Origin of the sequence: Catellatospora sp. KI3 (genome assembly GCF_029948125.1) — a bacterium.
GTDB lineage: Bacteria > Actinomycetota > Actinomycetes > Mycobacteriales > Micromonosporaceae > Catellatospora.
This window is the reverse complement of sequence record NZ_JASAMB010000006.1, coordinates 323,849-346,356: the sequence shown is the minus strand read 5'-3', so window position 1 is coordinate 346,356 and position 22,508 is coordinate 323,849. Positions and strand designations below refer to the sequence as shown.

Annotated in this window: 22 protein-coding genes and 1 tRNA gene; 11 read left to right on the top strand and 12 right to left on the bottom strand. The window is 73.0% G+C overall.

Features of this window, described 5'->3' with window-relative positions; translation table 11 throughout:
- The first annotated feature begins 19 nt into the window (after positions 1-19).
- Together QEZ54_RS13405 and QEZ54_RS13400 are read left to right on the top strand one after the other, a co-directional pair.
- Positions 20-244, top strand: coding sequence for a DUF2530 domain-containing protein (locus QEZ54_RS13405; RefSeq protein ID WP_217397339.1), 225 nt, complete (start codon positions 20-22; stop codon positions 242-244).
- Positions 241-1,056, top strand: coding sequence for a 1,4-dihydroxy-6-naphthoate synthase (locus tag QEZ54_RS13400; protein WP_281304877.1), 816 nt, complete (start codon positions 241-243; stop codon positions 1,054-1,056). Before QEZ54_RS13405 ends, QEZ54_RS13400 begins: the two co-directional genes overlap by 4 nt.
- A 1-nt stretch (position 1,057) precedes the next feature.
- Here QEZ54_RS13400 and QEZ54_RS13395 read toward each other — a convergent pair whose 3' ends face one another.
- Complete coding sequence (locus tag QEZ54_RS13395) at positions 1,058-1,444, bottom strand: cold-shock protein (protein WP_348650539.1); 387 nt, start codon at positions 1,442-1,444, stop codon at positions 1,058-1,060.
- Between the two features lie 227 nt (positions 1,445-1,671).
- On the opposite strand from QEZ54_RS13395, the gene QEZ54_RS13390 reads away from it, so the two are divergent.
- Entirely contained in the window at positions 1,672-4,056 is a 2,385-nt protein-coding gene (locus QEZ54_RS13390) for a helicase-associated domain-containing protein (protein WP_281304875.1), read from the top strand.
- Between the two features lie 82 nt (positions 4,057-4,138).
- Positions 4,139-4,381, top strand: a complete 243-nt coding sequence (locus tag QEZ54_RS13385) for a hypothetical protein (RefSeq protein ID WP_281304874.1) — start codon at positions 4,139-4,141, stop codon at positions 4,379-4,381.
- A gap of 213 nt (positions 4,382-4,594) precedes the next feature.
- Here the strand turns inward: QEZ54_RS13385 and QEZ54_RS13380 are convergent, their stop codons facing one another.
- Positions 4,595-5,419 carry a L,D-transpeptidase family protein gene (locus tag QEZ54_RS13380; RefSeq protein WP_281304873.1) on the bottom strand — a complete coding sequence of 275 codons (825 nt, stop codon included), beginning with the start codon at positions 5,417-5,419 and terminating at the stop codon, positions 4,595-4,597.
- Between the two features lie 160 nt (positions 5,420-5,579).
- On the opposite strand from QEZ54_RS13380, the gene QEZ54_RS13375 reads away from it, so the two are divergent.
- The gene (locus QEZ54_RS13375) at positions 5,580-7,256 is read left to right on the top strand and encodes a DNA repair helicase XPB (RefSeq protein WP_281304872.1); all 1,677 of its coding nucleotides are present in this window, start codon (positions 5,580-5,582) and stop codon (positions 7,254-7,256) included.
- Here the strand turns inward: QEZ54_RS13375 and QEZ54_RS13370 are convergent.
- The 4 genes from QEZ54_RS13370 to QEZ54_RS13355 form a co-directional block, all read right to left on the bottom strand.
- Positions 7,199-8,002 carry a helix-turn-helix transcriptional regulator gene (locus QEZ54_RS13370; protein ID WP_281304871.1) on the bottom strand — a complete coding sequence of 268 codons (804 nt, stop codon included), beginning with the start codon at positions 8,000-8,002 and terminating at the stop codon, positions 7,199-7,201. The two genes, QEZ54_RS13375 and QEZ54_RS13370, sit on opposite strands and share 58 nt — an antisense overlap.
- A gap of 309 nt (positions 8,003-8,311) precedes the next feature.
- Entirely contained in the window at positions 8,312-9,133 is an 822-nt protein-coding gene (ligD, locus tag QEZ54_RS13365; RefSeq protein ID WP_281304870.1) for a non-homologous end-joining DNA ligase, read from the bottom strand.
- Positions 9,123-9,944: a DNA ligase gene (locus QEZ54_RS13360; protein ID WP_281304869.1), complete on the bottom strand. Its 822-nt coding sequence runs from the start codon at positions 9,942-9,944 to the stop codon at positions 9,123-9,125. Before QEZ54_RS13360 ends, ligD begins: the two co-directional genes overlap by 11 nt.
- Positions 9,945-9,955: 11 nt before the next feature.
- The gene (locus QEZ54_RS13355; protein WP_281304868.1) at positions 9,956-10,948 is read right to left on the bottom strand and encodes a Ku protein; all 993 of its coding nucleotides are present in this window, start codon (positions 10,946-10,948) and stop codon (positions 9,956-9,958) included.
- A 77-nt stretch (positions 10,949-11,025) separates the two neighbouring features.
- Between QEZ54_RS13355 and QEZ54_RS13350 the strand changes: the two genes are divergently transcribed.
- From QEZ54_RS13350 to QEZ54_RS13335, 4 genes are all read left to right on the top strand, one after another.
- Positions 11,026-11,523 carry an NUDIX domain-containing protein gene (locus QEZ54_RS13350; RefSeq protein WP_281304867.1) on the top strand — a complete coding sequence of 166 codons (498 nt, stop codon included), beginning with the start codon at positions 11,026-11,028 and terminating at the stop codon, positions 11,521-11,523.
- A gap of 60 nt (positions 11,524-11,583) precedes the next feature.
- Positions 11,584-12,885, top strand: a complete 1,302-nt coding sequence (locus QEZ54_RS13345) for an MFS transporter (protein ID WP_281304866.1) — start codon at positions 11,584-11,586, stop codon at positions 12,883-12,885.
- Positions 12,886-12,987: 102 nt separating this feature from the next.
- On the top strand, positions 12,988-13,953 hold the full coding sequence (locus QEZ54_RS13340) for a class I SAM-dependent methyltransferase (protein WP_281304865.1): 966 nt from the start codon (positions 12,988-12,990) through the stop codon (positions 13,951-13,953).
- 252 nt (positions 13,954-14,205) lie between these two features.
- Positions 14,206-15,504 (top strand): MFS transporter, encoded by a 1,299-nt coding sequence (locus QEZ54_RS13335; RefSeq protein WP_281304864.1) that lies wholly within the window; start codon positions 14,206-14,208, stop codon positions 15,502-15,504.
- A gap of 163 nt (positions 15,505-15,667) precedes the next feature.
- On the opposite strand, the gene QEZ54_RS13330 is transcribed toward QEZ54_RS13335, so the two are convergent.
- Positions 15,668-15,740: transfer RNA gene (locus tag QEZ54_RS13330), tRNA-Thr, on the bottom strand.
- Positions 15,741-15,803: 63 nt separating this feature from the next.
- A complete protein-coding gene (locus tag QEZ54_RS13325) occupies positions 15,804-16,097 on the bottom strand; it encodes a DUF2218 domain-containing protein (protein WP_281304863.1) in 294 nt (97 codons plus the stop codon).
- Positions 16,098-16,417: 320 nt separating this feature from the next.
- Here QEZ54_RS13325 and QEZ54_RS13320 point away from each other — a divergent pair, with 320 nt between their 5' ends.
- Positions 16,418-18,193, top strand: coding sequence for a metallophosphoesterase (locus QEZ54_RS13320; RefSeq protein WP_281304862.1), 1,776 nt, complete (start codon positions 16,418-16,420; stop codon positions 18,191-18,193).
- On the opposite strand, the gene ricT is transcribed toward QEZ54_RS13320, so the two are convergent.
- On the bottom strand, positions 18,181-19,032 hold the full coding sequence (gene ricT / locus QEZ54_RS13315) for a regulatory iron-sulfur-containing complex subunit RicT (protein ID WP_281304861.1): 852 nt from the start codon (positions 19,030-19,032) through the stop codon (positions 18,181-18,183). The two genes, QEZ54_RS13320 and ricT, sit on opposite strands and share 13 nt — an antisense overlap.
- Before the next feature lie 263 nt (positions 19,033-19,295).
- Here ricT and QEZ54_RS13310 point away from each other — a divergent pair, with 263 nt between their 5' ends.
- Entirely contained in the window at positions 19,296-20,864 is a 1,569-nt protein-coding gene (locus QEZ54_RS13310) for a hypothetical protein (RefSeq protein ID WP_281304860.1), read from the top strand.
- 141 nt (positions 20,865-21,005) lie between these two features.
- Here QEZ54_RS13310 and QEZ54_RS13305 read toward each other — a convergent pair whose 3' ends face one another.
- Genes QEZ54_RS13305 through QEZ54_RS13295 form a run of 3 tightly spaced genes read right to left on the bottom strand, consistent with a single transcriptional unit; the run spans position 21,006 to position 22,395 of the window.
- The gene (locus tag QEZ54_RS13305; protein WP_281304859.1) at positions 21,006-21,701 is read right to left on the bottom strand and encodes a hypothetical protein; all 696 of its coding nucleotides are present in this window, start codon (positions 21,699-21,701) and stop codon (positions 21,006-21,008) included.
- Complete coding sequence (locus tag QEZ54_RS13300) at positions 21,701-22,066, bottom strand: hypothetical protein (RefSeq protein ID WP_281304858.1); 366 nt, start codon at positions 22,064-22,066, stop codon at positions 21,701-21,703. Before QEZ54_RS13300 ends, QEZ54_RS13305 begins: the two co-directional genes overlap by 1 nt.
- Positions 22,066-22,395 (bottom strand): YbaB/EbfC family nucleoid-associated protein, encoded by a 330-nt coding sequence (locus tag QEZ54_RS13295; protein ID WP_281304857.1) that lies wholly within the window; start codon positions 22,393-22,395, stop codon positions 22,066-22,068. The genes QEZ54_RS13300 and QEZ54_RS13295 overlap by 1 nt, the downstream gene beginning before the upstream one ends.
- Positions 22,396-22,508: the final 113 nt, after the last annotated feature.

Genomic DNA, 22,508 nt, shown 5'->3' with positions numbered 1-22,508 from the left:
GTACCCTGTCAGGGTGCCCATGGAACCACCCAAACCGCTGGACCCGCCGACCGTCCCCTTCGCCCTGGCCGGCATCGGCGCGTTCGCGCTGGTCGGTCTCGTCTTTCTGATCTTCCGGGACTGGCTGGTGGCGAACGGCCACGAGCACTGGCTGTGGATCTGCGCGGCGGGGGTGCTCTGGGGGCTGCCCGGCCTGGCCACGATGATCGTGCACGACCGGCACCGGCGGGAGCGGCGCTCGTGAGCACGCCGCTGCGCATCGCGTTCTCGCCCTGCCCCAACGACACGTTCGTGTTCCACGCGCTGGCGCACGGGCTGGTCCCGGGCGCTCCGGCGCTGGACGTGACCTTCGCCGACGTCGACGTCACCAACACCGCGGCCCTGGACGGGCGGTTCGACCTGGTGAAGGTGAGCTACGCGGCGCTGCCCTGGCTGCTGGCGCAGTACGAGCTGCTGCCCTGCGGCGGCGCGCTCGGCCGGGGCTGCGGCCCGCTGCTGCTGACCGCGGGACGGACCGACCTCACCGGGGCGACGGTCGCCGTGCCCGGGGACCGGACGACGGCATACCTGCTGTTCCGGCTATGGGCGCAGCAGACCGGGCAGGTGCCGGGGCGCATCGAGGTGGTGCCGTTCCACGAGATCATGCCCGGGGTGGCGCAGGGGCGGTTCGACGCCGGGCTGGTCATCCACGAGGCCCGGTTCACCTACCAGCGGTACGGCCTGACCAGCCTGGTCGACCTCGGCGAGTGGTGGGAGACCGACACCGGCCTGCCGATCCCGCTCGGGGCGATCCTGGCCCGGCGCGGCACGGTCGACCCGGTCGCGGCGACGGAGTGGGTGCGCGCGTCGGTGCGGGCGGCCTGGGCCGACCCGGCGGCCAGCCGCGACTACGTGCTCGCGCACGCGCAGGAGATGGAGCCCGACGTCGTCGACCAGCACATCAAGCTCTACGTGAACGAGTTCACCGAGGAACTGGGCGAGGCCGGTTACGCGGCCGCCCGGGCCCTGCTGACCCGGGCGGCGGCGGCCGGCCTCGTTCCCGCGGTGACGCTGTAGGTCAGACCTCCAGCTCGCGGGCGATCGCGTGCAGCGCCTCGGCGATCTTCTGCGCGCTCTTCTTCTCGGGGAAGCGGCCGCGCTTGAGATCGACCAGGATCTTGCCCTCCAGCACCTTGATCATGTCTTCGATCATGTTGTTCAGCTCGTCGGCGGGGCGGCGGCGCAGCTCCACCAGCGACGGCGGGGCGTCGATCAGCTTCACCTGCAGCGCCTGGTCGCCCTTGCGACCGGCGGCGACGCCGAACTCGACCTTCTGGTTCGGCTTCAGGTCGGCCACCCCGGCGGGCAGCGCGGCCTTGTGCACGAAGACGTCCCCGCCCTCGTCACGGGTCAGGAAACCGAAGCCCTTCTCCGTGTCGTACCACTTCACCCGACCAGTAGGCACTGCTGCAACACCTGCTTCTCTGCACCGCGGGCGCCTGCGCCCGACACGTCCGACACCGACCACGCCGACGGTGGCCCGCTGACAAGGCTAGCGATCGGGTCCCGGGCACCCAACTGGAATCCCCGGCCCGACCGACGAAGTTATGTTAGTCGATGTCAGCGCCCGCGAGGGGAACCTGTCCCCGGCGGTCCGCGCGCGCGGGCCGGACCGGCTAGCGTGGAGACACGATGACCACCGAGTACGCCGAACATCTGCGCACGCTGCCCGACGACGACCTCGGCGCGCTGCTGCGCCTGCGCCCCGACCTGATCACGCCGGTCCCGACCGACGTGACGGTGCTGGCCGCCCGGGCCCAGACCCGGGTCTCGGTGGCCCGCACGCTGGACACCCTCGACCGGTTCACCCTGGAGATCCTGGACGGGCTGCGGCTCACCCGCGACCCCGACGGGCACACCACCTCGCTGGCCGCGGTCGTGGCCATGGCGTGCGCCCCGGCCGGCGGCCCCGAACCGGCCCGCGTCGCCGAGGCCGTCGGCAGGCTACGGGCCAGGGCACTGGTGTACGGACCGGACGACGCGCTCCGGCTCATCCCCACCGTCGACGAGGTGTGCTCGCCGTACCTGGCCGGGCTGGGGCGGCCCGCGGCCGAACTGGACACCGCCGCCGAGTCCGGCGGCGCGGTGACGGCGCTGGTCGGCGACCCGGCGAAGCTGCGCCGTACGCTGCTCAGCGCGCCGCCGAACGCGCGCGCCGTGCTGGACCGGCTGGCCGAGGGGCCGCCCGTGGGCACCAGCACCAACCGCAGCGAGCCGGTCGCCTGGCTGCTCGAGCACCACCTGCTGGTCGCGACCGCCGACGACTCCGTCGAGCTGCCCCGCGAGCTGGGCCTGCTGCTGCGCCGCGACGCCGGGCCGCTGGGCCAGCTGCACCCCGAACCGCCGGAGGTCGCCGCACCGCCCCGGCCCGTGGCCAGCGCCGACCGGGCGGGGGCCGGGCAGGCCATGAGCGCGGTGCGCCATACCGAGGACCTGCTGGAGGCGCTGCACGACGAGCCCGCGCCGGTGCTGCGCGGCGGCGGGCTGGGCGTGCTGCCGCTGCGGCGGCTGGCCCGCGCCGCCGGGATCGGCGAGCCGCTGGCGGCGCTGCTGCTGGAGACCGCGCTGGCGGCCGGGCTGCTGGGCGAACTGGAGCTGGGCAGCGAGACCGTGTTCCTGCCCGCCGCCGGGTACGACCTGTGGCGCGGCACCCCGCTGGCGCAGCGCTGGGCGGTGCTGGCCGGGGCCTGGCTGGCCATGCCGCGCCAGCCCGGCCTGACCGGCGGCCGCGACGAGAAGGACCGGCCGCTGACGGTGCTGTCGCCGCAGCTGGAACGGGCCGGGATGCCCGCCGCGCGCCGGGCCGTGCTGACCGCGCTGGCGCAGCTGCCGCCCGGCACCGCCCCCAGCGCCGACGAGCTGCTGGAGCGGCTGCGCTGGCAGGCGCCGCGTCGGCTGCGGGGCCGGGCCGAGCTGCACCGCGAGGCGCTCTCGGAGGCGGCCGAGCTGGGCGTGACCGGCTCCGGGGCGCTGACCGGGTACGGCAGGAGGCTGCTGGACGTGGGGCACGGCGACCCCGACGCCGATCCGCTCGGGCTGCGTCCCGAGGCCGAGCTGCCGCCGGAGCAGACGCCGCTGGTGACCGCCCTGGCGGCGCTGCTGCCGCCGCCGGTCGACCACGTGCTGGTGCAGGCCGACCTGACCGTGGTCGTGCCCGGCCCGCCGGAGTCGGCCCTGGCCGCCGAACTGGACCTGGTCGCCGACCACGAGTCCGGCGGCGGCGCCAGCGTGTACCGGGTGACCGCGGCGAGCCTGCGCCGGGCGCTGGACGCCGGGTACGCGGGGGCGGATCTGCACGCGCTGTTCCAGCGGCGCTCCCGCACGGCGGTGCCGCAGGCGCTGACGTACCTGATCGACGATGTCGCGCGCACCCACGGCGGCCTGCGCGCCGGCGCCGCCCAGGCCTACCTGCGCAGCGACGACGAGGGGCTGGTGTCGGCGGCGCTGGCCGACCGGCGGCTGTCGGCGCTGCAGCTACGGCGGCTGGCGCCGACCGTGCTGGTCACCCCGTTCAGCTCGGGGCGGCTGGTGACGGCGCTGCGCGAGGCCGGGTACGCGCCGGTGCCCGAGGACGCCACCGGCGCCGCCGTACTGACCCGGCCGAAGAGCCGCCGGGCCGCGCCGCGCGCGGCGCTGGAGCCGCAGCCCGATCCGCTGGAGGCCCCGGGGTTGACCGAGCCGCGGCTGCTCGGCATCGTCGAGGAGATCCGCCGGGGCGAGGCGCGGGCGCGGGCCGCCCGCCGGGCCCCGGCCGAGGTGCGGGCCGCGGCCGGGCATCCGATGTCGAGCCTGACCGCGGTGCAGGCGCACTCCCAGGCGCTGGCGGTGCTGCAGCAGGCGGTGCGGGACAAGGCCAAGGTCTGGGTGGGGTACGTCGACGCGCACGGCGCGAACGCGTCGCGCCTGGTCCGACCGGTTTCGCTGGGGGCGGGCTACCTGCGGGCCGAGGACGACCGGACCCAGACGCTGCACACGTTCGCGCTGCACCGGATCACGGCGGCGGCCCCGGCCGATTGACCTGATATCCCCCTAATGCCTGGCAAGCCAGGACGAAAGCCGCCCACGGATGGCACGCTGGTGGTCAGGGACAGGGGGCGCGATGACGACAGAGCAGGACGCGGTACGGGAGCAGGTCGAGCCGCCGGCACCGGGCCGGGCGGTGTCCAACCGCCTCCTGCTCGCGGTCGCCGGGGTGGCGGCGGCGCTGGTGGCCTGGTTCTTCTGGGCCTGGCTGGGGCTGCGGCGCAACATCGTCGACGCGGCCGGAGAGTCGATCGGCACCGCCATCGCGCTGCTGCTGGTGGTGTCGATAGCCGGGACGACCTGGCGCGCCCGCCGCTGACCCGCGCGGTGCATGGGCGGGCCGGGCCATGGAAAAGGGAGTGGGCCGTAGCCACCCCCGCGGCCACGGCCCACTGACGTTGCGCTCGCCCCCGTCAGGCGCCCCGAACGCGCACGGCACTCGGATTACGCGTGCCAGGCGGTCCCAGGTTGCGTTTCGACCCCGGATTCAACCGAACGACCGATCGGCTTGACCCGACCGTCCACATCGGCATCAGGTGCCCGGCCGACGGCCGAAAATCTTTACCGAGGTCCCGTTCTTCAGCGTGTTCCAGAACTTGACGGCGTCAGCAGGCAGAAGGTTGATGCAGCCGTGCGATCCGATGCCGCCGTTGTGGATCCAGGTCGTCGTCTGGTGAAAACCGCTACCACCGACCACGCGCTGCCAGTACGGCAGCCACACGTCCCACTCCTCCGACCAGTTCTTCAGCTGCCGGTCGTGGATGGCGAACGAGCCGGTGTCGGTCGCGTAGCCCTTCATGCCGGTGCGGGTCACGGTCGGCCCGTACACGATCTTTCCGCCGTTCATCAGCCACACCGTCTGGTGGGTGAGGTCGACGCAGGCGGTCAGGCCGCTGCCCGCGCCGCAGGCCCCCGCCTTGCTGGCGACCAGGCGCTCGGCCACGTTGCGGGTCATCGGACCGGCCTTGCCGTCCACCGGCCGCAGGTCGAACCGCTTCTGGAACTTCTTGATGGCGTCGCAGTCCGCCTGGGACTGCCTGCCGTCCACGGTCACCTTGCCGTATCCGCCGAGCGCCGCCAGCGCCTGCTCCACCACCTGCTGGTGCTCGCCCTGCTGGCAGGTGGCCGGTTTCGGGCTGGCCGAAGGCTTCGGCGACGGCGGGGGCGGCGGCACCTCGCTGGGCGACGGTTCGGGCGAGAGGCCGGCAGACGGCCCCGCCGAGTCGGCGGGCAGCGGCAACGGCAGGTCGGACGCCTGCGCCTGGGCCGCCGGGCCCGGCGCCGCGGACTTCGGCTCACAGGCGGCGGTGCCCACCAGGCAGGCGATCGCGAGCGCGGTCACGACGGTACGACGCACCAGGCCCTCCCCAAGGCTCACGGCTGATCCGGGCAGCGTCGCTGCCCGCAGCTAAGACGGTCTCCACCTGGGCGGGGGTTGCCCTCCGTGGGAGACTGGACTGTTGACCTGCCTCGGATACGGCCGCGAGCCGTGTCCCGCCGACGCAGACGAGGTGAGCATGACGAACGGACCGCTGATCGTCCAGTCGGACAAGACGCTACTTCTCGAGGTGGACCACCCGGACGCGACCGCCTGCCGGATGGCGATCGCGCCCTTCGCGGAGCTGGAGCGCTCGCCGGAGCACATGCACACCTACCGGCTGACCCCGCTCGGGCTGTGGAACGCCCGCGCCGCCGGGCACGACGCCGAGAGCGTCGTCGACGCGCTGCTGCGCTTCTCCCGCTACCCGGTGCCGCACTCGCTGCTGGTGGACGTCGCCGACACGATGGACCGGTACGGCCGGTTGCAGCTGCTCAACGACCCGGCGCACGGGCTGGTGCTGCGCGGGCTGGACCGGGCGGTGCTGATCGAGGTGGCCAAGTCGAAGAAGGTCGCCGGGATGCTCGGCGCCCAGCTCGACCCCGACACCATCGCGGTGCACCCGTCCGAGCGCGGCCACCTCAAGCAGGTGCTGCTCAAACTCGGTTGGCCCGCCGAGGACCTGGCCGGGTACGTCGACGGCGAGGCGCACGAGATCGCGCTGCGCCAGGACGGCTGGCAGCTGCGGTCGTACCAGCGGGAGGCGGTGGAGCACTTCCAGGCCGGCGGGTCCGGCGTGGTGGTGCTGCCCTGCGGCGCGGGCAAGACGCTGGTCGGCGCGGCCGCCATGGCGCAGGTCAGCGCGACGACGCTGATCCTGGTCACCAACACCGTCGCCGGCCGGCAGTGGCGGCGCGAGCTGCTGGCCCGCACCACCCTGACCGAGGACGAGATCGGCGAGTACTCCGGCGAGCGCAAGGAGATCCGGCCGGTCACCATCGCGACGTACCAGGTGCTCACGACGCGGCGCGGGGGCGCGTTCCCGCACCTGTCGGTGTTCGAGGCCCGCGACTGGGGCCTGATCGTGTACGACGAGGTGCACCTGCTGCCCGCGCCGATGTTCCGCTTCACCGCCGACCTGCAGGCCCGGCGCCGCCTGGGGCTGACCGCCACGCTGGTGCGCGAGGACGGCAAGGAGGGCGACGTGTTCAGCCTCATCGGGCCGAAGCGCTACGACGCCCCGTGGAAGGACATCGAGTCGCAGGGCTGGATCGCCCCCGCCGACTGCACCGAGGTCCGGGTCTCGCTCACCGACGAGGAGCGCATGCGGTACGCCACCGCCGAGCCGGAGGAGAAGTACCGGGTCGCGGCGACCGTGCACAGCAAGCTGCCGGTGATCGAGGCGCTGATCGAGCGGCACGCGGGCGAGCAGGTGCTCGTCATCGGCGGCTACCTGGACCAGCTGCACGAGATCGGGCGGTTCCTCACCGACCGGGGCACCGAGACCCCGATCGTGCACGGGGCCACCACGACCAAGGAGCGCGAGCGGCTGTTCGACGCCTTCCGCGACGGCTCGCTGCGCACCCTGATCCTGTCCAAGGTGGGCAACTTCTCCATCGACCTGCCCGAGGCGGCGGTGGCGATCCAGGTGTCGGGCACGTTCGGGTCGCGCCAGGAGGAGGCCCAGCGGCTGGGGCGGGTGCTGCGGCCCAAGTCCGACGGCCGCCAGGCGCACTTCTACTCGGTGGTGTCGCGCGACACCGTCGACACCGACTACGCCGCCCACCGGCAGCGCTTCCTCGCCGAGCAGGGCTACGCCTACACCATCGTCGACGCCGCCGACGTGCTCTCCCCCGAGCCGCCGGGCGGCGCCTGACCGGCGGGCCGGCCGACCGGTTGACCCGCTGGCCGACTGGCCAGCTCCGGTCGCTCACGCAGGCGGCCCAGCACCCAGGCGACCTCAGGATGATCGGATTCGACGGCGGGCAGCGGCCGCACCGGCAGCAGCTCGCCGTCGAACTCGACCAGCACCGGCCGCGGCAGCTCCGGCACCAGCCGCACCCGCAGCTCGACCATCCCGTCGCCCCACCGCAGCGGCCCCGGATCGCGCGGGTCGATGAGGTACCCGCTGAACTCCCGGGTCCGCTCGTCCCATCGCGGCAGCGCCTTCCGCAGCATCCAGGCCGCCAGCACCTCGACGTCCGCCTCGGCCATCAGCATGTCGACGTGCCGCGCCTCGACCGGCACCCCCTGCAGCACCGCCGCACACGGCCCGTCCAGGACATACCGCAGCCCTCCGGGCGCCCGCACGGTCAGCAGGTGGATGTCGCACACCTGCTGGAACTGAAGGTTCCGCAGGTTGGCCGCCGCGTTCGCCACGACCTCGTCCAGATGGCTCCCCGCCGCCTCGACCTCCACCCGAAGCTGCAGGCCGAGCAGCCCGAAGATCCGATCCGCGTATGCCGAGCTGACAGAGCGGCGGCCGCTCTCCATCCTCGAGATGTGCTGCTGCGAGACCTCCGCCCGGAGCGCGAGCTCCTGCTGGCTCAGTCCGCGCCGTTCCCGCTCGTCCCGCAGCAGCCTCCCCAGCCGCCGCGCCAACGAGGCCTGCTCCGCCTTCACCGCTCCATGCTGCCGCCGGCCCGGTCGCAGATCGAGCCCCTGTGGACAACCGGACCGCCGGCTGTGGACAACGGCCCGACCGAGGCCGCCCTCGCAACACGTCACACCTCAGGTGATGTGGCCACACCATATGAGGCGTAACGCACGGCACGAAGTCCTTCCGCGCCGGAGACTACGGTGAGCAACCCGACAGACACGAAGCGGCGACCCACATGTGATGATCACGCGCAGCCGCCGCCAGCGCCACCGACTGTGGGCTCCGGTTCCACCACCGCCGCCTGTCGGCGCCCTCGTGTCCGCCGGCGCGCGTCAGAGCAGAAGGCCGTGGTGGAGGTCGCCGAGGCGGGCGGTGCGGGCGAGGACCTCGGCGGGGGTGAAGTCCGCGGCGGTGAAGTCGCCCGTGGCGACCTCGCCCCAGGTCAGCGGGGCGGAGACGGTCGGCGCGGGGCCGGCGCGCAGCGAGTACACGCAGACCGTGGTCTTGGCCTGGTTGTTCTGGCTCCAGTCGATGAAGACCTTGCCCGGCCGCACCTCCTTGGCCATCTGATCGGTGATCATGTCCTTGGCCGCGGCGGCGAACTCGGCCGCGATCGTGCGGGCGTAGTCGAGTACCTCGCCGTAGCCGCCCGCGAACCCGGCGGTCACCTGCATGCCCTTGCGGCCGGAGGTCTTCGGGTGGGCCTCGCGGCCGTCCACGGCGAGGCGGTCGCGCAGCGCCAGGGCGACCGCGCGGCACTCGTCGAGTCCGGCGGGCGGGCCCGGATCCAGGTCGAAGACGACCCGGTCGGGGCCGGGGGCGCCGACGCGCCACTGGTGGGTGTGCAGCTCCAGGGCCGCCAGGTTGGCCAGCCAGACCAGGGTGGCGGGCTCCTGGCAGATGATCAGGCCGTCGGGGGCGAGCGGGACCCAGGACGGGCGGTTGGCCGGGGCGTTCTTCTCGAAGAAGCCGGGGCGGTCGGCGCCGTCCGGGAAACGGATACGGGTCAGCGAGCGGTCGGCCAGGTGCGGCAGCAGCACCGGCGCGATGCGCAGGTAGTAGTCGATCACCTCGGCCTTGGTGGTGCCGTCGGGGTACAGCGGCTTGTCCAGGTTGCTGAGGGTGAGCCGGCGGCCGTCGACCTCAGTACGCATCGGCGCCGTCCCCGCCCGGGTCTGCCGGGTCGGCGCAGTCGGCGGGCAGCTTGTCGGGGCGCATGCGCAGGTAGCAGGGGAAGCGCAGGCGGCCGTCGGGGGTGATCTCGGTGTAGCGCACCTCGACCACCAGCAGCGGCTCCACCCAGCTCGCGGGCTCGGCCGGGGGCTCGAACGGCGAGTCCGGCCGGGCCAGCTCGCGCAGTACGGGCAGCAGCGCCCGCTCGTCGCGTACGGTCAGGCCGCCGCCGACCCGGCCGCGGTAGCGCAGCCGCCCGTCGGGCAGCGGGGTGCCGATGAGCAGCGCGCCCAGCGGGCGGGCGCCGGGGCGCCAGCCGCCGATGACGAAGTCGCCGGTGTGCACGAACTTCCACTTGATCCAGTCCGGCGAGCGCACGCCCGGCTGGTAGCGGGACGAGCGGCGCTTGGCCACCACTCCCTCCAGCTCCAGCTCGCGGGCGGCGGCGACGGTGGCCTCGCCGTCGTCGAAGCTCGGCGAAACGGGCAGGTCCAGCCGTTCCAGCAGCTCGCGGCGCCGGGTGTAGGGCAGGTCGGGGCGGATCACGTCGAAGGCGACGTACGCGGGGGGCACGCCCTGCTGCATGGCGTGGAAGCTGGGCAGGCCGCGCGAGTCGAAGGCGACCAGTTCGCCGTCGATCACCTCCGGGAACGCGGGCAGCCTGGGCCCGGTCAGGCGGCGGCCGGAGCGGCCGTAGAAGCTGCCGTCGGCGTAGACGGCGCGGAACCCGTCCCACTTCACCTCGTACGCCCAGTCGGGGCCGGTGGGCAGCGGGCCCGCGGTGGCCAGCATCGGCGCGACGATCAAGCGGCCTTGGCCTTCTTCGCCGGCGCCTTCTTGGCGGTGCTCTTCTTCGCCGCGGCCTTGGCGGGCTCGGTCGACTTCTTGGCCGTGGACGACTTGGCGGAGGCGGCCTCCTTGGCGGGCACCGACTTCTTGGCCGCCTTCTTGATCGGGGTGACCGTGGCGTGGGTGTCCTTGAGGTCGGCGGCCTTCTCCTCCGGCCTGGCCGAGCCGCGGGCCGCGCGGGCCCGCTCCACCGACTCGCGCAGGGCCGCCATCAGGTCGATCGTGGGCGCGATCGGCTCCTCGGTGGTGGGCTGCACCACCGTGTCCTTCTTGCCGATCTTGACGTCGATCACCTGCTGCAGCGCCTCGCGGTACTGGTCGGTGAACTCCTCCGGGTGGAAGTCGCCCGACATCGAGTCGACCAGCGACGACGCCATCTTGATCTCCTGGGGGCGCAGCTTGATGTCGTCGTCGAGGAAGTCGAACGCCGCCTCGCGCACCTCGTCCGGCCACAGCATGGTGTTGAGGACCAGCACGCCCTCGTGCACCCGTACCGTGGCCAGGGTCTCGCGCTGGCGCAGCGCCACCTTCACCACCGCGACCCGGTCGACGTGGGCCAGCGCCTCGCGCAGCAGCAGGTACGGCTTGACCCCGGCGGCGCCGTCGGGCTCCAGGAAGTACGCCTTGTCGTAGAGGATCGGATCGATCTGCTCGTTGGGCACGAACTCCAGCACCTCGATGGCCCGCGACGTGACCAGCGGCAGGTTCTTGAAGTCGTCGTCGGTCAGCACCACGATCTCGCCGCCGCCGACGTCGTACCCCTTGGCGATCTGGTCGTAGCTGACCTGCTCGCCGTCGAGCGAGCAGACGCGCTGGTACTTGATCCGCCCGCCGTCGGCCCGGTGCACCTGGTGGAACCGGATGTCCTTCTCCTCCGTTGCGGAGTAGAGCTTCACCGAGATCGAAACCAGCCCGAACGAGACGGCGCCCTTCCAGATCGCCCTCATATGGGCAACATTGCCACGGTATGACCCGACAGGTGGCCGGTACCGCCAGAACCGGGCGGGCTCTACTGTTGACGTTCATGGGCTCCGACGATGATTGGTACAACTCGTACCACGGCCGGGTGCGGGCGGCCATGGGCAGCGCCACGCTCTTCTTCCTGGCCGCGCGCGGGGTGATCCGCGACGGGCAGGGCAGGATCCTACTGATCAAGCGCACCGACAACGGCTACTGGGCGTTCCCGGCCGGTGCGATGGAGCTGGGCGAGTCGATGCGCGACTGCGCGATCCGGGAGACGTTCGAGGAGACCGGCCTGAAGGCGGGCAACGCCGTCCTGTTCGCGTTCCTGTCCGGCCCGCAGTACACGTTCACCAACGTCTTCGGCGACACCTACCAGCACATCTCCGGCTCGTACCTGCTCACCGACGTCACCGGCGAGCTCGACCCGGACCCGTACGAGGCCTCCGACTGCGGCTGGTTCGCCCCCGACGCGCTGCCCGAGCCCACCTCCGGCGCGGTGACCTGGACCCTGGAGCACCTCGCCCGGTTCGAGGAGACCGGCGAGATCTTCGTCGACTGACGTACGCCACACCCTAATCCGGTTGCCATTCTGCCTGGTCACGGGAGACCATCGGGCCTCGTGACGAAGAAGCGCTTCTCCCTGGACCTGTCGCCGCTGCGCGGGCGCGACTACCGGCTGGTGTACACGGCGGCCGGGGTGAGCAGCTTCGGTTCGATGATCACGTACGTCGCGGTGCCGATCCAGCTCAAGCAGATGACCGGTGATCCGCTGATCGTGGGCCTGCTGGGCATCGTCGAGCTGGCGCCGCTGATCTTCATGGCGTTCGTGGGCGGTGCCCTGGCCGACTATGTGGACCGCCGCAAGCTGGTGTTCTGGGCGGAGCTGGCCCTGGCCGTACTGACCGGTGTCCTGCTGATCAACGCGCTGACCGGCCCCAGCATCTGGGTGATGTTCGCGGTCGCGGGCCTGACCGCGGCCGTCGACGGCATCCACCGCCCGGCGATGGACTCGATGATGCCGCGCCTGGCCAGGCCGGAGCAGATGTCGGCGGTCGCGGCGCTGAACTCGCTGCGCTACCAGGTGGCGCAGATCGGTGCGCCGACCCTGGCCGGGCTGATGCTGGCCAACCTGAGCGTGGCCTGGGTGTTCGGCTTCGACCTGGCCACCTTCGTCATCTCGCTGATCTGCTTCTCGATGGTGCGCGCGGTGGCCCCGCCGGAGGCGGCCGACCGGCCGTCGCTGCGCTCGGTAGCCGACGGCATCAGGTACGCCAAAAGCCGTCCCGAGCTGATCGGCACGTACCTGGTCGACATCAACGCGATGTTCTTCGCCTTCCCGGTGGCGCTCTACCCGTGGGTGGCCGACCGCTTCGGCGGCACCTCGGTGCTCGGCCTGTTCTACGCCGCGCTGGCGGCCGGCTCGATGCTGGTCACGCTGACCTCCTCGTGGACCGTCCGGGTGCACCGGCACGGGCGGGCGGTGCTGCTGGCCGCCGGCGCCTGGGGGCTGGGCATCGTGCTGTTCGGCGTCGCGGACCAGCTGTGGCTGGCGCTGATCGGCCTGGCCGTCGCGGGCGGCTCCGACATGATCTCCGGGCTGTTCCGGGCCACTATCTGGAATCAGACGATTCCCGACTTCCTGCGCGGCCGGCTGGCCGGGATCGAGATGCTGTCCTACCTGACCGGGCCGATGCTGGGCCAGACCCGGGCCGGGCTCAGTGCCCGCTACTGGGGCTACAGCGGGGCCGTGGTCTGGGGCGGCGTGCTCTGCGTGGCGGGCACGGGCGTGCTGGCGGGCCTGCTGCCGAGCTTCTGGCGGTACGACGGCCGCGACGGCCTCGCCCGCAAGCAGGCCGAGGAGCAGGCGCGCGCTGAACTCGTCCGTGCGGGTGAACCCGAACCGGCGATCGTCCCCGCGTGACGCGCGGCTGAGCTGCCCGACCGCGCGTTCGCCCGAATTCGCCCCTATAGGTCGCTTAACCTATTGACGGGTCATAACGGCGAAACCGAGCGGAGCGGTCGTATGCAGACGAAACCTGTCGAGGTCATCGACTACGACGCCAACGGGTACGACTACCGCAGCTACTGGTCCGGTCGCGACTACGAGTTCTGGGCCGAGGACCGGGTGCTGCGCCGCCTGGTGCCCAAGCTGGGGCGGCCGCGCTGGTTCGCCGACTTCGGCGGCGCCTTCGGCCGCAACGCCGGGCACTACCTGCCGCACGCCGAGCACTCGGTGATCATGGACTACTCGGCCACCAACCTGCGCAACGCCGGCGACCGGTACGCCGCCGAGGTGGCCGCGGGCCGCCTGCACCTGATCCGCTGCGACCTGTACCGCATCCCGTTCCGGGACTTCGCCTTCGACGCCGCCATGGTGGTCCGGGTGCTGCACCACCTGTCCGACCTGGACCGGGGCCTGACCGAGATGAGCCGCACCATCGGCGGTCAGTGGCTGGTCGACGTGCCGATCAAGCACCATGTGCTGGGGCTGGCCCGGGGCCTCAAGGGCGGCGACCTGCGCCGCGTACGCGGGCCGGAGCCGGTCGCGATGGGCGTCGAGGAGCCGTACTGGAACTTCCAGCTGCGCGCCGTCCGGGCCCGGCTGGGCGCGATGGGCTGGCGCACCGCGCTGGGCGCCAGCGTCAACAACTTCCGCCAGTGGGAGAAGGTCGCCCCGGCCAAGGCCACCAAGCTGGCCCGGCCGCTGGTGCACGGCATGGAGGTCGTCGCCCAGACCGCCGGACGGGGCTGGTGGGGGCCCAGCCAGTTCGTCCTCGGCCGCCGCAACGACCCGGCCGCCCCGGCGTACGACCGGCTGCGCCAGCACGGCGACGACCTCGCGCCGCACGTGGCCGACCTGGCCCGCCGCGTGGTCTGCCCGCAGTGCGTCAGCCGCCTCGACTGGACTCCCGACACCGCCACCTGCGCGCGCTGCCAGGTCGTCTTCCCCCGCCAGGGCGCCTTCTGGGACTTCGTCCTGCCCGCCTAGCCCCGAGGTAAGGAAGGGACCCTTCTTATCGCTTTCCGTAGTGGAAGGGCCCCTTCTTAACGGCCTTTACCCGCGCGCTCGCGGCGGGTTAAGGTCGCCGAGTTCGTGTGACGAGAGGAGCTCCCGATGAGGTCTGCCCGCACCGCCGTGTCCACCGGTGCCGTGGCGACCGCAGCTCGGGTCTGCTGACCCCTCCGCCAGTCCGCCGTCTCCGGCACCGGGATCCCCCATCCCGACCACCTTCGGAGACGCATGTCCGCGTACCGCATCTTCCTGCTGCTCAGCGCCGTCGGCTCGTTCGCGGGCCACACCGCGTGGACCCTGAACCTGGTCTACCAGGTGCAGGTGATCGGGCTCGACCCGTTGCAGCTCATCCTCGTCGGCACCCTGATGGAGGCGGTCTGCTTCGCCGCCCAGGTGCCCACGGGCGTCATCGCCGACCTGTACAGCAGGCGGCTGTCAGTGATCATCGGATACCTGCTCATGGGGGCGGGACTGCTGCTGTGGGGCCTGGTCCCCACCTACCCCGCGCTGCTGGCCGCCAACGTCGTGTGGGCAGTGGGCGCGGTCTGCGTCGACGGCGCGCTCGAAGCCTGGGCCGGTGACGAGCTCGGCGCCGACCGGGCCGGACCGGCGTTCGCCCGGGGCGGGCAGTTCGCCCAGCTCGGCGGCGTGCTCGGCATCGGCGCCGCCGTCGCCCTGGCCTCACTCGACCTGGCCCTGCCCATCGTGGTCGGCGCGATCGTGACCCTGGCCCTCGGCGCTCTGCTCGCCCTCACCATGCCCGAACGCCACTTCACGCCGGTGCGCTCGTTCACTCCGGCACCGGCACGCTCGGCCGGTTCCGCCCGGATCGCCGGGCAGTCGGCCATGGCCTCGGCGATCCGGTCGATGGGCGGTCAGGTCCGGGACGGGTTCAAGGTCATTCGACGCAGTTCCGCGCTGCTCGGCCTGGTCGCGGCGACGCTGTTCCTGGCCATGGGCAGTGAGGGGTTCGACCGGCTGTCGCAGCCGCACTTCCTGGCCGACCTGCGCTTCCCCGGGGCGTTGACCCCGCTGGTGTGGCTCGGGTTGTGCACGGTGGCCGCGATGCTCGGCTCCGCCCTGGTCACCGAGGTGATCCGGCGGCGGGTGGACCTCAGCCGGGCCCGGCCGGTAGGGCGGCTGCTCGCCTGGCTGGAGACGGGGGCCGCGCTGGCGGTCGTGGCGTTCGCGCTGGCCGGGAGCTTCTGGGCGGCGCTCGCCGCGTACCTGGTGGCGGGGCTGCTGCGGGCGGCGGTGGGGCCGCTGCTGACGGCGCTGCTGGTCGCGGAGACCGAGTCCGCCACCAGGGCCACGGTGATCTCGATGCAGGCCCAGGTGGACGCGCTGGGGCAGATAGCGGGCGGGCCGCCCGTGGGGGCGCTGGGGCGCGGCTCGCTGCGTGCCGGGATCTCGGCGAGCGGCCTGCTGCTGCTCCCGGCGGCGGCCGTCTTCGCCCTGGTCCACCTGCGCCGCCGCCCCGCGGCCGAGCCACCCACCCGGCGCGCCGACTTCGACCTGGGCGTCTGACCCGGCCGGGTCCGCCGCCCCGTCCGGCTTGATCGCCGTCTACGGCCGGAAGGTGCGCTCCGACCGCGCCGCCGGACCCGAGAAGGAGATCTTGGGCGAGACACTCGGCCGGAGCAGCGAAAAGCCCCAGGTCAGCGGACTGACCTGGGGCTTCTCCTTACCGAGCCGCCTGACGGAATCGAACCGTCGACCTTGTTATTACGAGTAACACGCTCTACCGACTGAGCTAAGGCGGCAACGTCGCATCACTATACGCGATCGAGAGCGGCTGTGCCCACCGGGTAGGCGGCGAGTCACACTCAGGCCGCGACGGGGGCGAAGTCGCCGAACTTGAGCTGGTCCTTCTCGCCGAACCGCTCGGCGTGGCCGACGATGACCCGCTGCACCGTCGCGGCGCCCTCGGCATCGGCGGCCTCGACCCGTACGACGAGCGCATCTTCGGTGGCCGTCAGGTACGCCTTGCCCGCGCCGAACGTGGCGCTGCCGCTGTCCTCGCCCTGCTCCACGTCGATCTTGTGGCTGAAGTGGGACAGCACCTGCTTGAGGTAGCGGGCGGCTCGGTCGGTAGGGGCCTTGCCCTCAGTGATCATCATGCCGCTTAGGCTACCCTTACCACCCCCTCCCCGACCACCCCTCACCTGCCCCTCCCCCTTCACCGCGCCGCAACTCCGCCCACCCCCCACCCGAGCGGTCCTGCAGTTTCGGGGAAACTGCGCGAAAGACGGCCAAGATTCGTGCAAGTTCCCCGAAACCGCAGCACGACCCACCCGGCCAGCGGCCAGCGGCCAGCGCGGCCAGCGCGGGTCGAGGCGCGTCGGCGGAGAGCGGGGGCTCTGTCCGAAAGCCGTAACACACTCGTATTGCCCGTTCGGGCTGCTGACTGGCGATCCACCTCGGACTATGCTGCGCTGCTGTGACAGTGACCCCTCCGCGCAGCCCCTCCGACCCCACGCCGGTGGGCGTACCGAAGCCCCGTCCGAGCAAGCTCGAGCCGGCGCAGCTCGGCTTCACTCCACAGAAGCCGGTGGCCTGGCTGAGCCCGGTGCAGCTGGCCGCGACGGGCGCGCGCGTGGCGTTCGCCGCGCAGTTCGGCGCCTATCTGGACAAGCGCGAGCTGCAGAACGCGTTCCCCACGAAGGTCCACGACGAGCACGCCGAGTGCGAGGACCTGTGGCTGGACTACGTCGCCGACCTCGGGGACGGGTTCAACGCCACGTACTCGATGGCCTATCTGGTGGCTCAGGACGGCCTCGACGTCAACGGGCACCAGCTGCCGCGCGCCGAGGTGCTGGTGCTGGGCGGGGACCAGGTGTACCCGACCGCGAGCGGCAAGGCGTATGAGGACCGCTTCGAGGGCCCGTACCGTGCCGCGCTGCCGCAGGCCCCGCACACGCCGCCGCCGGCGGTCTACGCCCTGCCCGGCAACCACGACTGGTACGACGGCCTGACCGCCTTTCTGCGCCTGTTCGCGCGCCGTGAGGGCGCCCGCATCGGCGGCTGGCGCACCCGGCAGACGCGCAGCTACTTCGCGCTTAAGCTGCCGAACCGGTGGTGGCTGCTGGCCCTGGACGTGCAGGGTGCGGCGTACATGGACGACCCGCAGCTGGAGTACTTCCGGGGCGTCGCGGCGACGTTCGAGCCCGGCGACCGGATCATCCTGCTCACCCCGCAGCCCGCCTGGGTGCAGTCCGAGCAGCACCCGCTCTACTACGACACGATCGACTACTTCCTGCGCGCGGTCATCGACCCGAGCGGCGCGGACGTGGCGATGATGCTCAGCGGCGACCTGCACCACTACGCGCGGTACGCCCAGTCCGACGACGGCCGCCAGCTGATCACGTGCGGCGGTGGCGGCGCCTACACCGCGGCCACCGACAACCTGCCCGACCAGATCACGGTGCCGCCCAAGCACTCCCAGGTACGCCGCCAGAGCACCGGCCAGCCGTACGAGCTGCAGGCGACGTACCCGACGAAGATGCGCTCGCGCTGGCTCGGCACCGGGGTCTTCGCCCGGCTGCCGTGGCGCAATCCGGGCTTCGCCACCATGCTCGGCATCCTGCACACGATGCTCATGCTGGCGCTGAACAACGCCAACGGCCGGATCATCACGGTGCCGATCTTCCTGATGACGGCCATCGTGATGGCCTCGACCATCTTCTTCGCCGTCGGCCTCACCGAGGGGCAGACCCGAATATCGGCGGTGGTCCTGGGCGTGCTGCACGGCACGGCGCACATAGCCCTCGGCGTGGGCGGCATGCTGATCTGGCGCCTGCTGCCGGACGAGAACTGGCGGCAGTGGCAGGTCACCTCGATGGCGGTCGCGGTCTACCTGATCCCGGCGGGCGTCGTGGCGGCGCTGCTGGTCTCGGCGTACCTGCTGGTCGCGGCCCGGTTCCGGGTCAACGTGAACGAGCTGTTCGCCGGTCAGGGCATCGAGGACTTCAAGTGCTTCCTGCGGATGCACTTCACCCCGGACGGGGCCCTGACGATCTACCCGATCGGCATCGACCGGGTCGGCCGCAAGTGGGTCGCGCAGCCGACCGGCTCGTGGTTCCGCCCGAGCAGGCCGCTGCGCCCGCGCCTGATCGACGACGTCATCACGCTGGCACCGGCGGCGCGGCACGCCGCCCCGCCGGCCGAGATCCCGTCGGACACGATCGACGCGAGCACGATCGCTCAGACCGCGTAGCGGTCCTCGTACGACTTGCGGCTCCCGCACACCGACGCCTTCGGGCAGACGGTGCGGGAGCCGTCGGCGTTCAGGCGTACCACGACGGAGTCGCGCGGCACCGAGTGGCCGACCACGCGGCCGTCGCCCTCGGGCGTGCTGACCTGCTCGCCGATGGCCGGGGCGGTGGCGTGGTAGTCGACGTACATCGGGTGCTCGTACTTGAGGCAGCACATGAGGCGGCCGCACGCCCCCGAGATCCGCATCGGGTTGAGCGGCAGGTCCTGCTCCTTGGCCATCCGGATGCTGACCGGCTCGAACTCGGTCAGGAACGTCGAGCAGCACAGGTCGCGCCCGCACGAGCCGATGCCGCCCTGCACCTTGGCCGAGTCGCGGGCCGACAGCTGGCGCAGCTCCACCCGGCAGCGCAGCGTCGCGCCGAGGTCGCGGACCAGGGCCCGGAAGTCGACGCGGTGCGGCGCCGTGAAGTACACGGTGGTACGCGGACCCGCCCCGACCTCGTCGCCGGGGCTGCCCCCGGGCACGTGGTCGACGGCGATGACCTTCATCGGCAGCTCGTGCTCGCGGATGAGCCGGTTCGCGGCGACCCTGGCCTCGGCCTTGCGCTGCCGGATCAGCTCGTCGCGGCGGGCGTCCTCCTCCCCCGCGATGCCGATGACCTTGGGGAAACCGGAGGTGTCCTCGTCGACCCACTCGGTGGCCCAGACGCAGTCGGCGACCTCGGGGCCCTCGTCGGTGGCGACCAGCACCTTGTCGCCGACGCGGGGGCGGAAGTCACCGGGGTCGAGGTAGTAAAGACGCCCGTACCGGTTGAACGTGACCGCGCAGAGCATGCCCATCGGCACACCTTACTTCGGGAATCGGCGGAAACGGTGGGCACGCTCGGACAGAAGTCATAGCCTGCGTACCTTTTCGGCTGATTCGTCGTTAGCTCTTCCGGATACGTGTACGCAGACCGCCGTAACCCGGCCGGTGACCCTTCGTTGGGCCTCGGCGTAGGGTGCGCACCCCCGCGCGCCCCCGCCCATGTGAACCAGGACCGCTCCGCGACACCGCCGTACGGCGGATGCGGGACGCGCCCGGTTCCGCCCCCGGAGGAAGCATGCGTCGCCATCTCGCCGCTGCCGGCACCGTCGCGCTCGTCTCGGTCAGCTCACTCGCGCTCGTCTCCACGCCGTCGCGCGCCGCGACCGGCTGCGACCGCCCCGGCGGGTACGCCGCCGGAGCCGGTGCCGACCTGCTGAAGGTCGCCGCCCTGGACCTGCGCCCGCTGGGCCTGCCGCTGCCCGCCGTGGCGAACCTGACCATCGGCTCCGCCAGCGCGAACATGTCCGCCACCAGCGCCGTCCGCAGCAGCGGCGCGGCGCGGTACGCCGACGCGCGGCTGCTCGGGCTCCGGCTGCCCGCCGGGCCGCTGGCCGCCCGCGTCTACCAGCAGGCGCCGCCGGCGCACCAGGACCCCGTCCGCAACACCGCCACCTCGGTCGACTTCGGCCTGGTCCGGGCGGGCACCGGCAGCCTCGTCGCCAGCGCGGCCTGGGACGAGGGCATGGGCTGCGGCACCGCGCACGGGCCCGCGGGCGACGCCTCGTCCGCGCTGCTCGACGCCGCGGTGCTGCCCGGCAGCCGCGGCGCACTGGTCCGCGCCGAGAGCAACGCCGCGAGCAAGGCCATGACCGGCACCCTGATCCACCGCGGCCGGGCCGCCTCCGCCGCCGGTGCCGAGATCGACCTCGTCGGCCTCGACCTCATCGGCGGTACGGTCCAGGTCGACGTGCTCAAGCCGCCGCGCCTGAAGGTGCTGGCCACCGGGGACGCCGCCACCTCCGCGGTGGACTACCAGGCGCCCCTGCTGAAGATCACCGCGCCCGGCCTGGGCACCCGTACGCTCGACAGCCTGCACCGTACGTTCGAGGTCGCGGTGCCGCTGCCCGCCACGGGCGGCCTGCTCGGCAGCCTGAACCTGCCCGCCCTGCGCCAGCGCGCCCAACTTGAGGGCCTGCCGCTGCTCGAGGGCGGCAACCCGCTCGGCGGCCTGCTCAACGCGCTGCCGGTCGGCAGCCTCACCACGGTCGCGAACCGCCTCACCGGCACGGGCGGCGGCGGCACCCTGCTGCCCGAGCTGCCCGAACTCGGCGGCCTGCCCGAGCTGGGCGACCTGCTCGGCGGCACCCGGCTCGGCGGCCTCGACGGGCCGTGCCAGCTGGCCGTCGTGAAGATCTCGATCGGCAAGGTGGAGCAGCGCGTCAGCGACCGCGGCGTCACCGCGCAGGCCACGAGCCTGCGGGTCGAGGTGCTCGCGCTCGGCAACGACCGCGGGCAGCGGGCCGCCGTGCTCGACCTGGGCGTCGGCATGCTGCACGCGGCCGCGGCGGCGCCCAAGCGCACCGGTGGCGGCGGGAGCAGCCCGCAGCCCAGTACCACCGCCGGTGTCCCCGGCGGCGGCACCTCGCCGTCGGCGAACCCCGGCGGTGGCGGCGGCAGCGGCCCCGACCGGTCCCCGGTCGCCGACACGAACGACTGCGACACCCCCGGCTGCCGCCTGCCGCGTACGGGCACCAACATCGCCCTGATCGCGGGCGCGGGCGTCCTCCTCTTCGTCGCCGGCCGCTTCCTGCTCCTCCTGTCCCGCCGCCGCGCCACCGAGGGCCCCACCGACCTGCTCAACTAACCGGGCTCCGGGCTCCGGGCTCCGGGCTCCGGGCTCCGGGCTCCGGGCGGCATGATCGCCGTCTCGTGTCACGAACTGCGCGCGACGCGCCGCTTCTGACCCGAGGCGGCGATCACCATGTGCGCCAGGCCTGGGGCCTGGTCAGAGGTCTACGTGTAGGGCTGCGGCGGACGGGCTGAGGTCCAGGGTCGCCGCGGTGCTCTCGCGCACGATCGGTACCCGCCCGACCAGTTCCTCGCCCTCCCCGAGCAGCGCGTCGAACTCGGCCAGCAGCGCCGCCCCGATCTCCGCCGCGGCGGCGGCCCGCACCCGCAGCACCCGGTCACCGCCGTCCGCGTCCAGCCGGGCCGACGGCGCCCCCGGGGCCACCCCGGTGACCAGCGCGACCGCCTGGGTGCTGCTCGCCACCCGGGCCAGCACCCGCGCGGCACGCTGCCGCGCCGACTGCAGCCAGTGGGCGAGCTCGTCCAGCCGCTCCGCGTCGGCCCGCAGCTGCTCACTCCAGTCGCGCACCTCGGCCCGTACGGCACCGGCGCGCCGCGCGAAGGCGTCGGCGGCGGGCCCGTTCCAGCCGTATGCACCGGCCCGCTCGACCGGCAGGTCGGTGGCCAGTTCGGCGGCGTCGCGGGCGGCCCGGCGCAGCGCCTCGGCCTGCTCCAGCCAGGGTCCGGGGCTCCAGGCGACGAGGCCGCCGACGAGGTCGCCGGGCAGGGCGCCAGTGCGCCGCAGCAGCGGCCAGACGGGGTGGTCGGCGGGGGCGCCGCACCGGGCGAGCAGGTCGTCGACCTGGCCGAGCAGCCCGGCCGTGTGCGGGTGCAGGCGTGCCAGCGCGTCCATCACGCCACCGGCCCGGTCGCGTCGTCGGCGGCGCGGTAGCCCGCGGCGGCGGCGCGGACGGCGGCGGCCAGCTCGACGAGCTCGCGTTCGCTGCGGTGGGCGCCGTCCTGGCGGGCCGACCAGGCGGTGTCGAGCTGGGCCTGGGCGCTGCCGGCCAGGCGGCCGAGGCGGCCCGGCAGGTCGATCGAGTCGGTCCGGCCGGCCGTGCCGGGGCGGGCTGCGGAGCCGGGGTGGTCGACGTCGATCGCGGCCTGCGGCCACACCGCGTCGAGCCAGGCCGTGCCGGGGCGGGCCCGGCCGAGTTCGGCGCGCACCTGCGCCAGCTCCTGCGCGGCGGTGTCCATCCGCGCGGCGAGACGGTCCATCAGCGTGCACCTCCCAGGTCGGCGTAGCCGCCGAACGTCTCCTCGTACACCTTGCGTCTGGCCCAGCCCGCGGCGTCACCGGCCGCGGTGATCGCCTGCTGGATGGCGCGGGTCAGCTCGACGGCGGTCCGGCCCTCGATCGAGCCGGTGACCACCACCCGGCGCACCGCGCCGTCGGCGTCGGCGACGACCTCGACCAGGTCGTCCGGGGACCGGACGGCCACCTCGATCCGGGCCAGGGCCCGGGTCAGCGTCTCCTGCCGCTCCTCGATGCGCCGGTATGACGCGATCGCCTCCTCGATCCAGGCGTCGTCGATCTCCCGGGGCATGCGTCGCTCCTCAGTGGACTGCGCGGTGCCCGCCGGCGGTCACGGCAGTGCCCGTCGACGCGGCGACAATGCGCTCACCGTACCGGCTGCACGATCAGCGCGGCAGCCCCTGT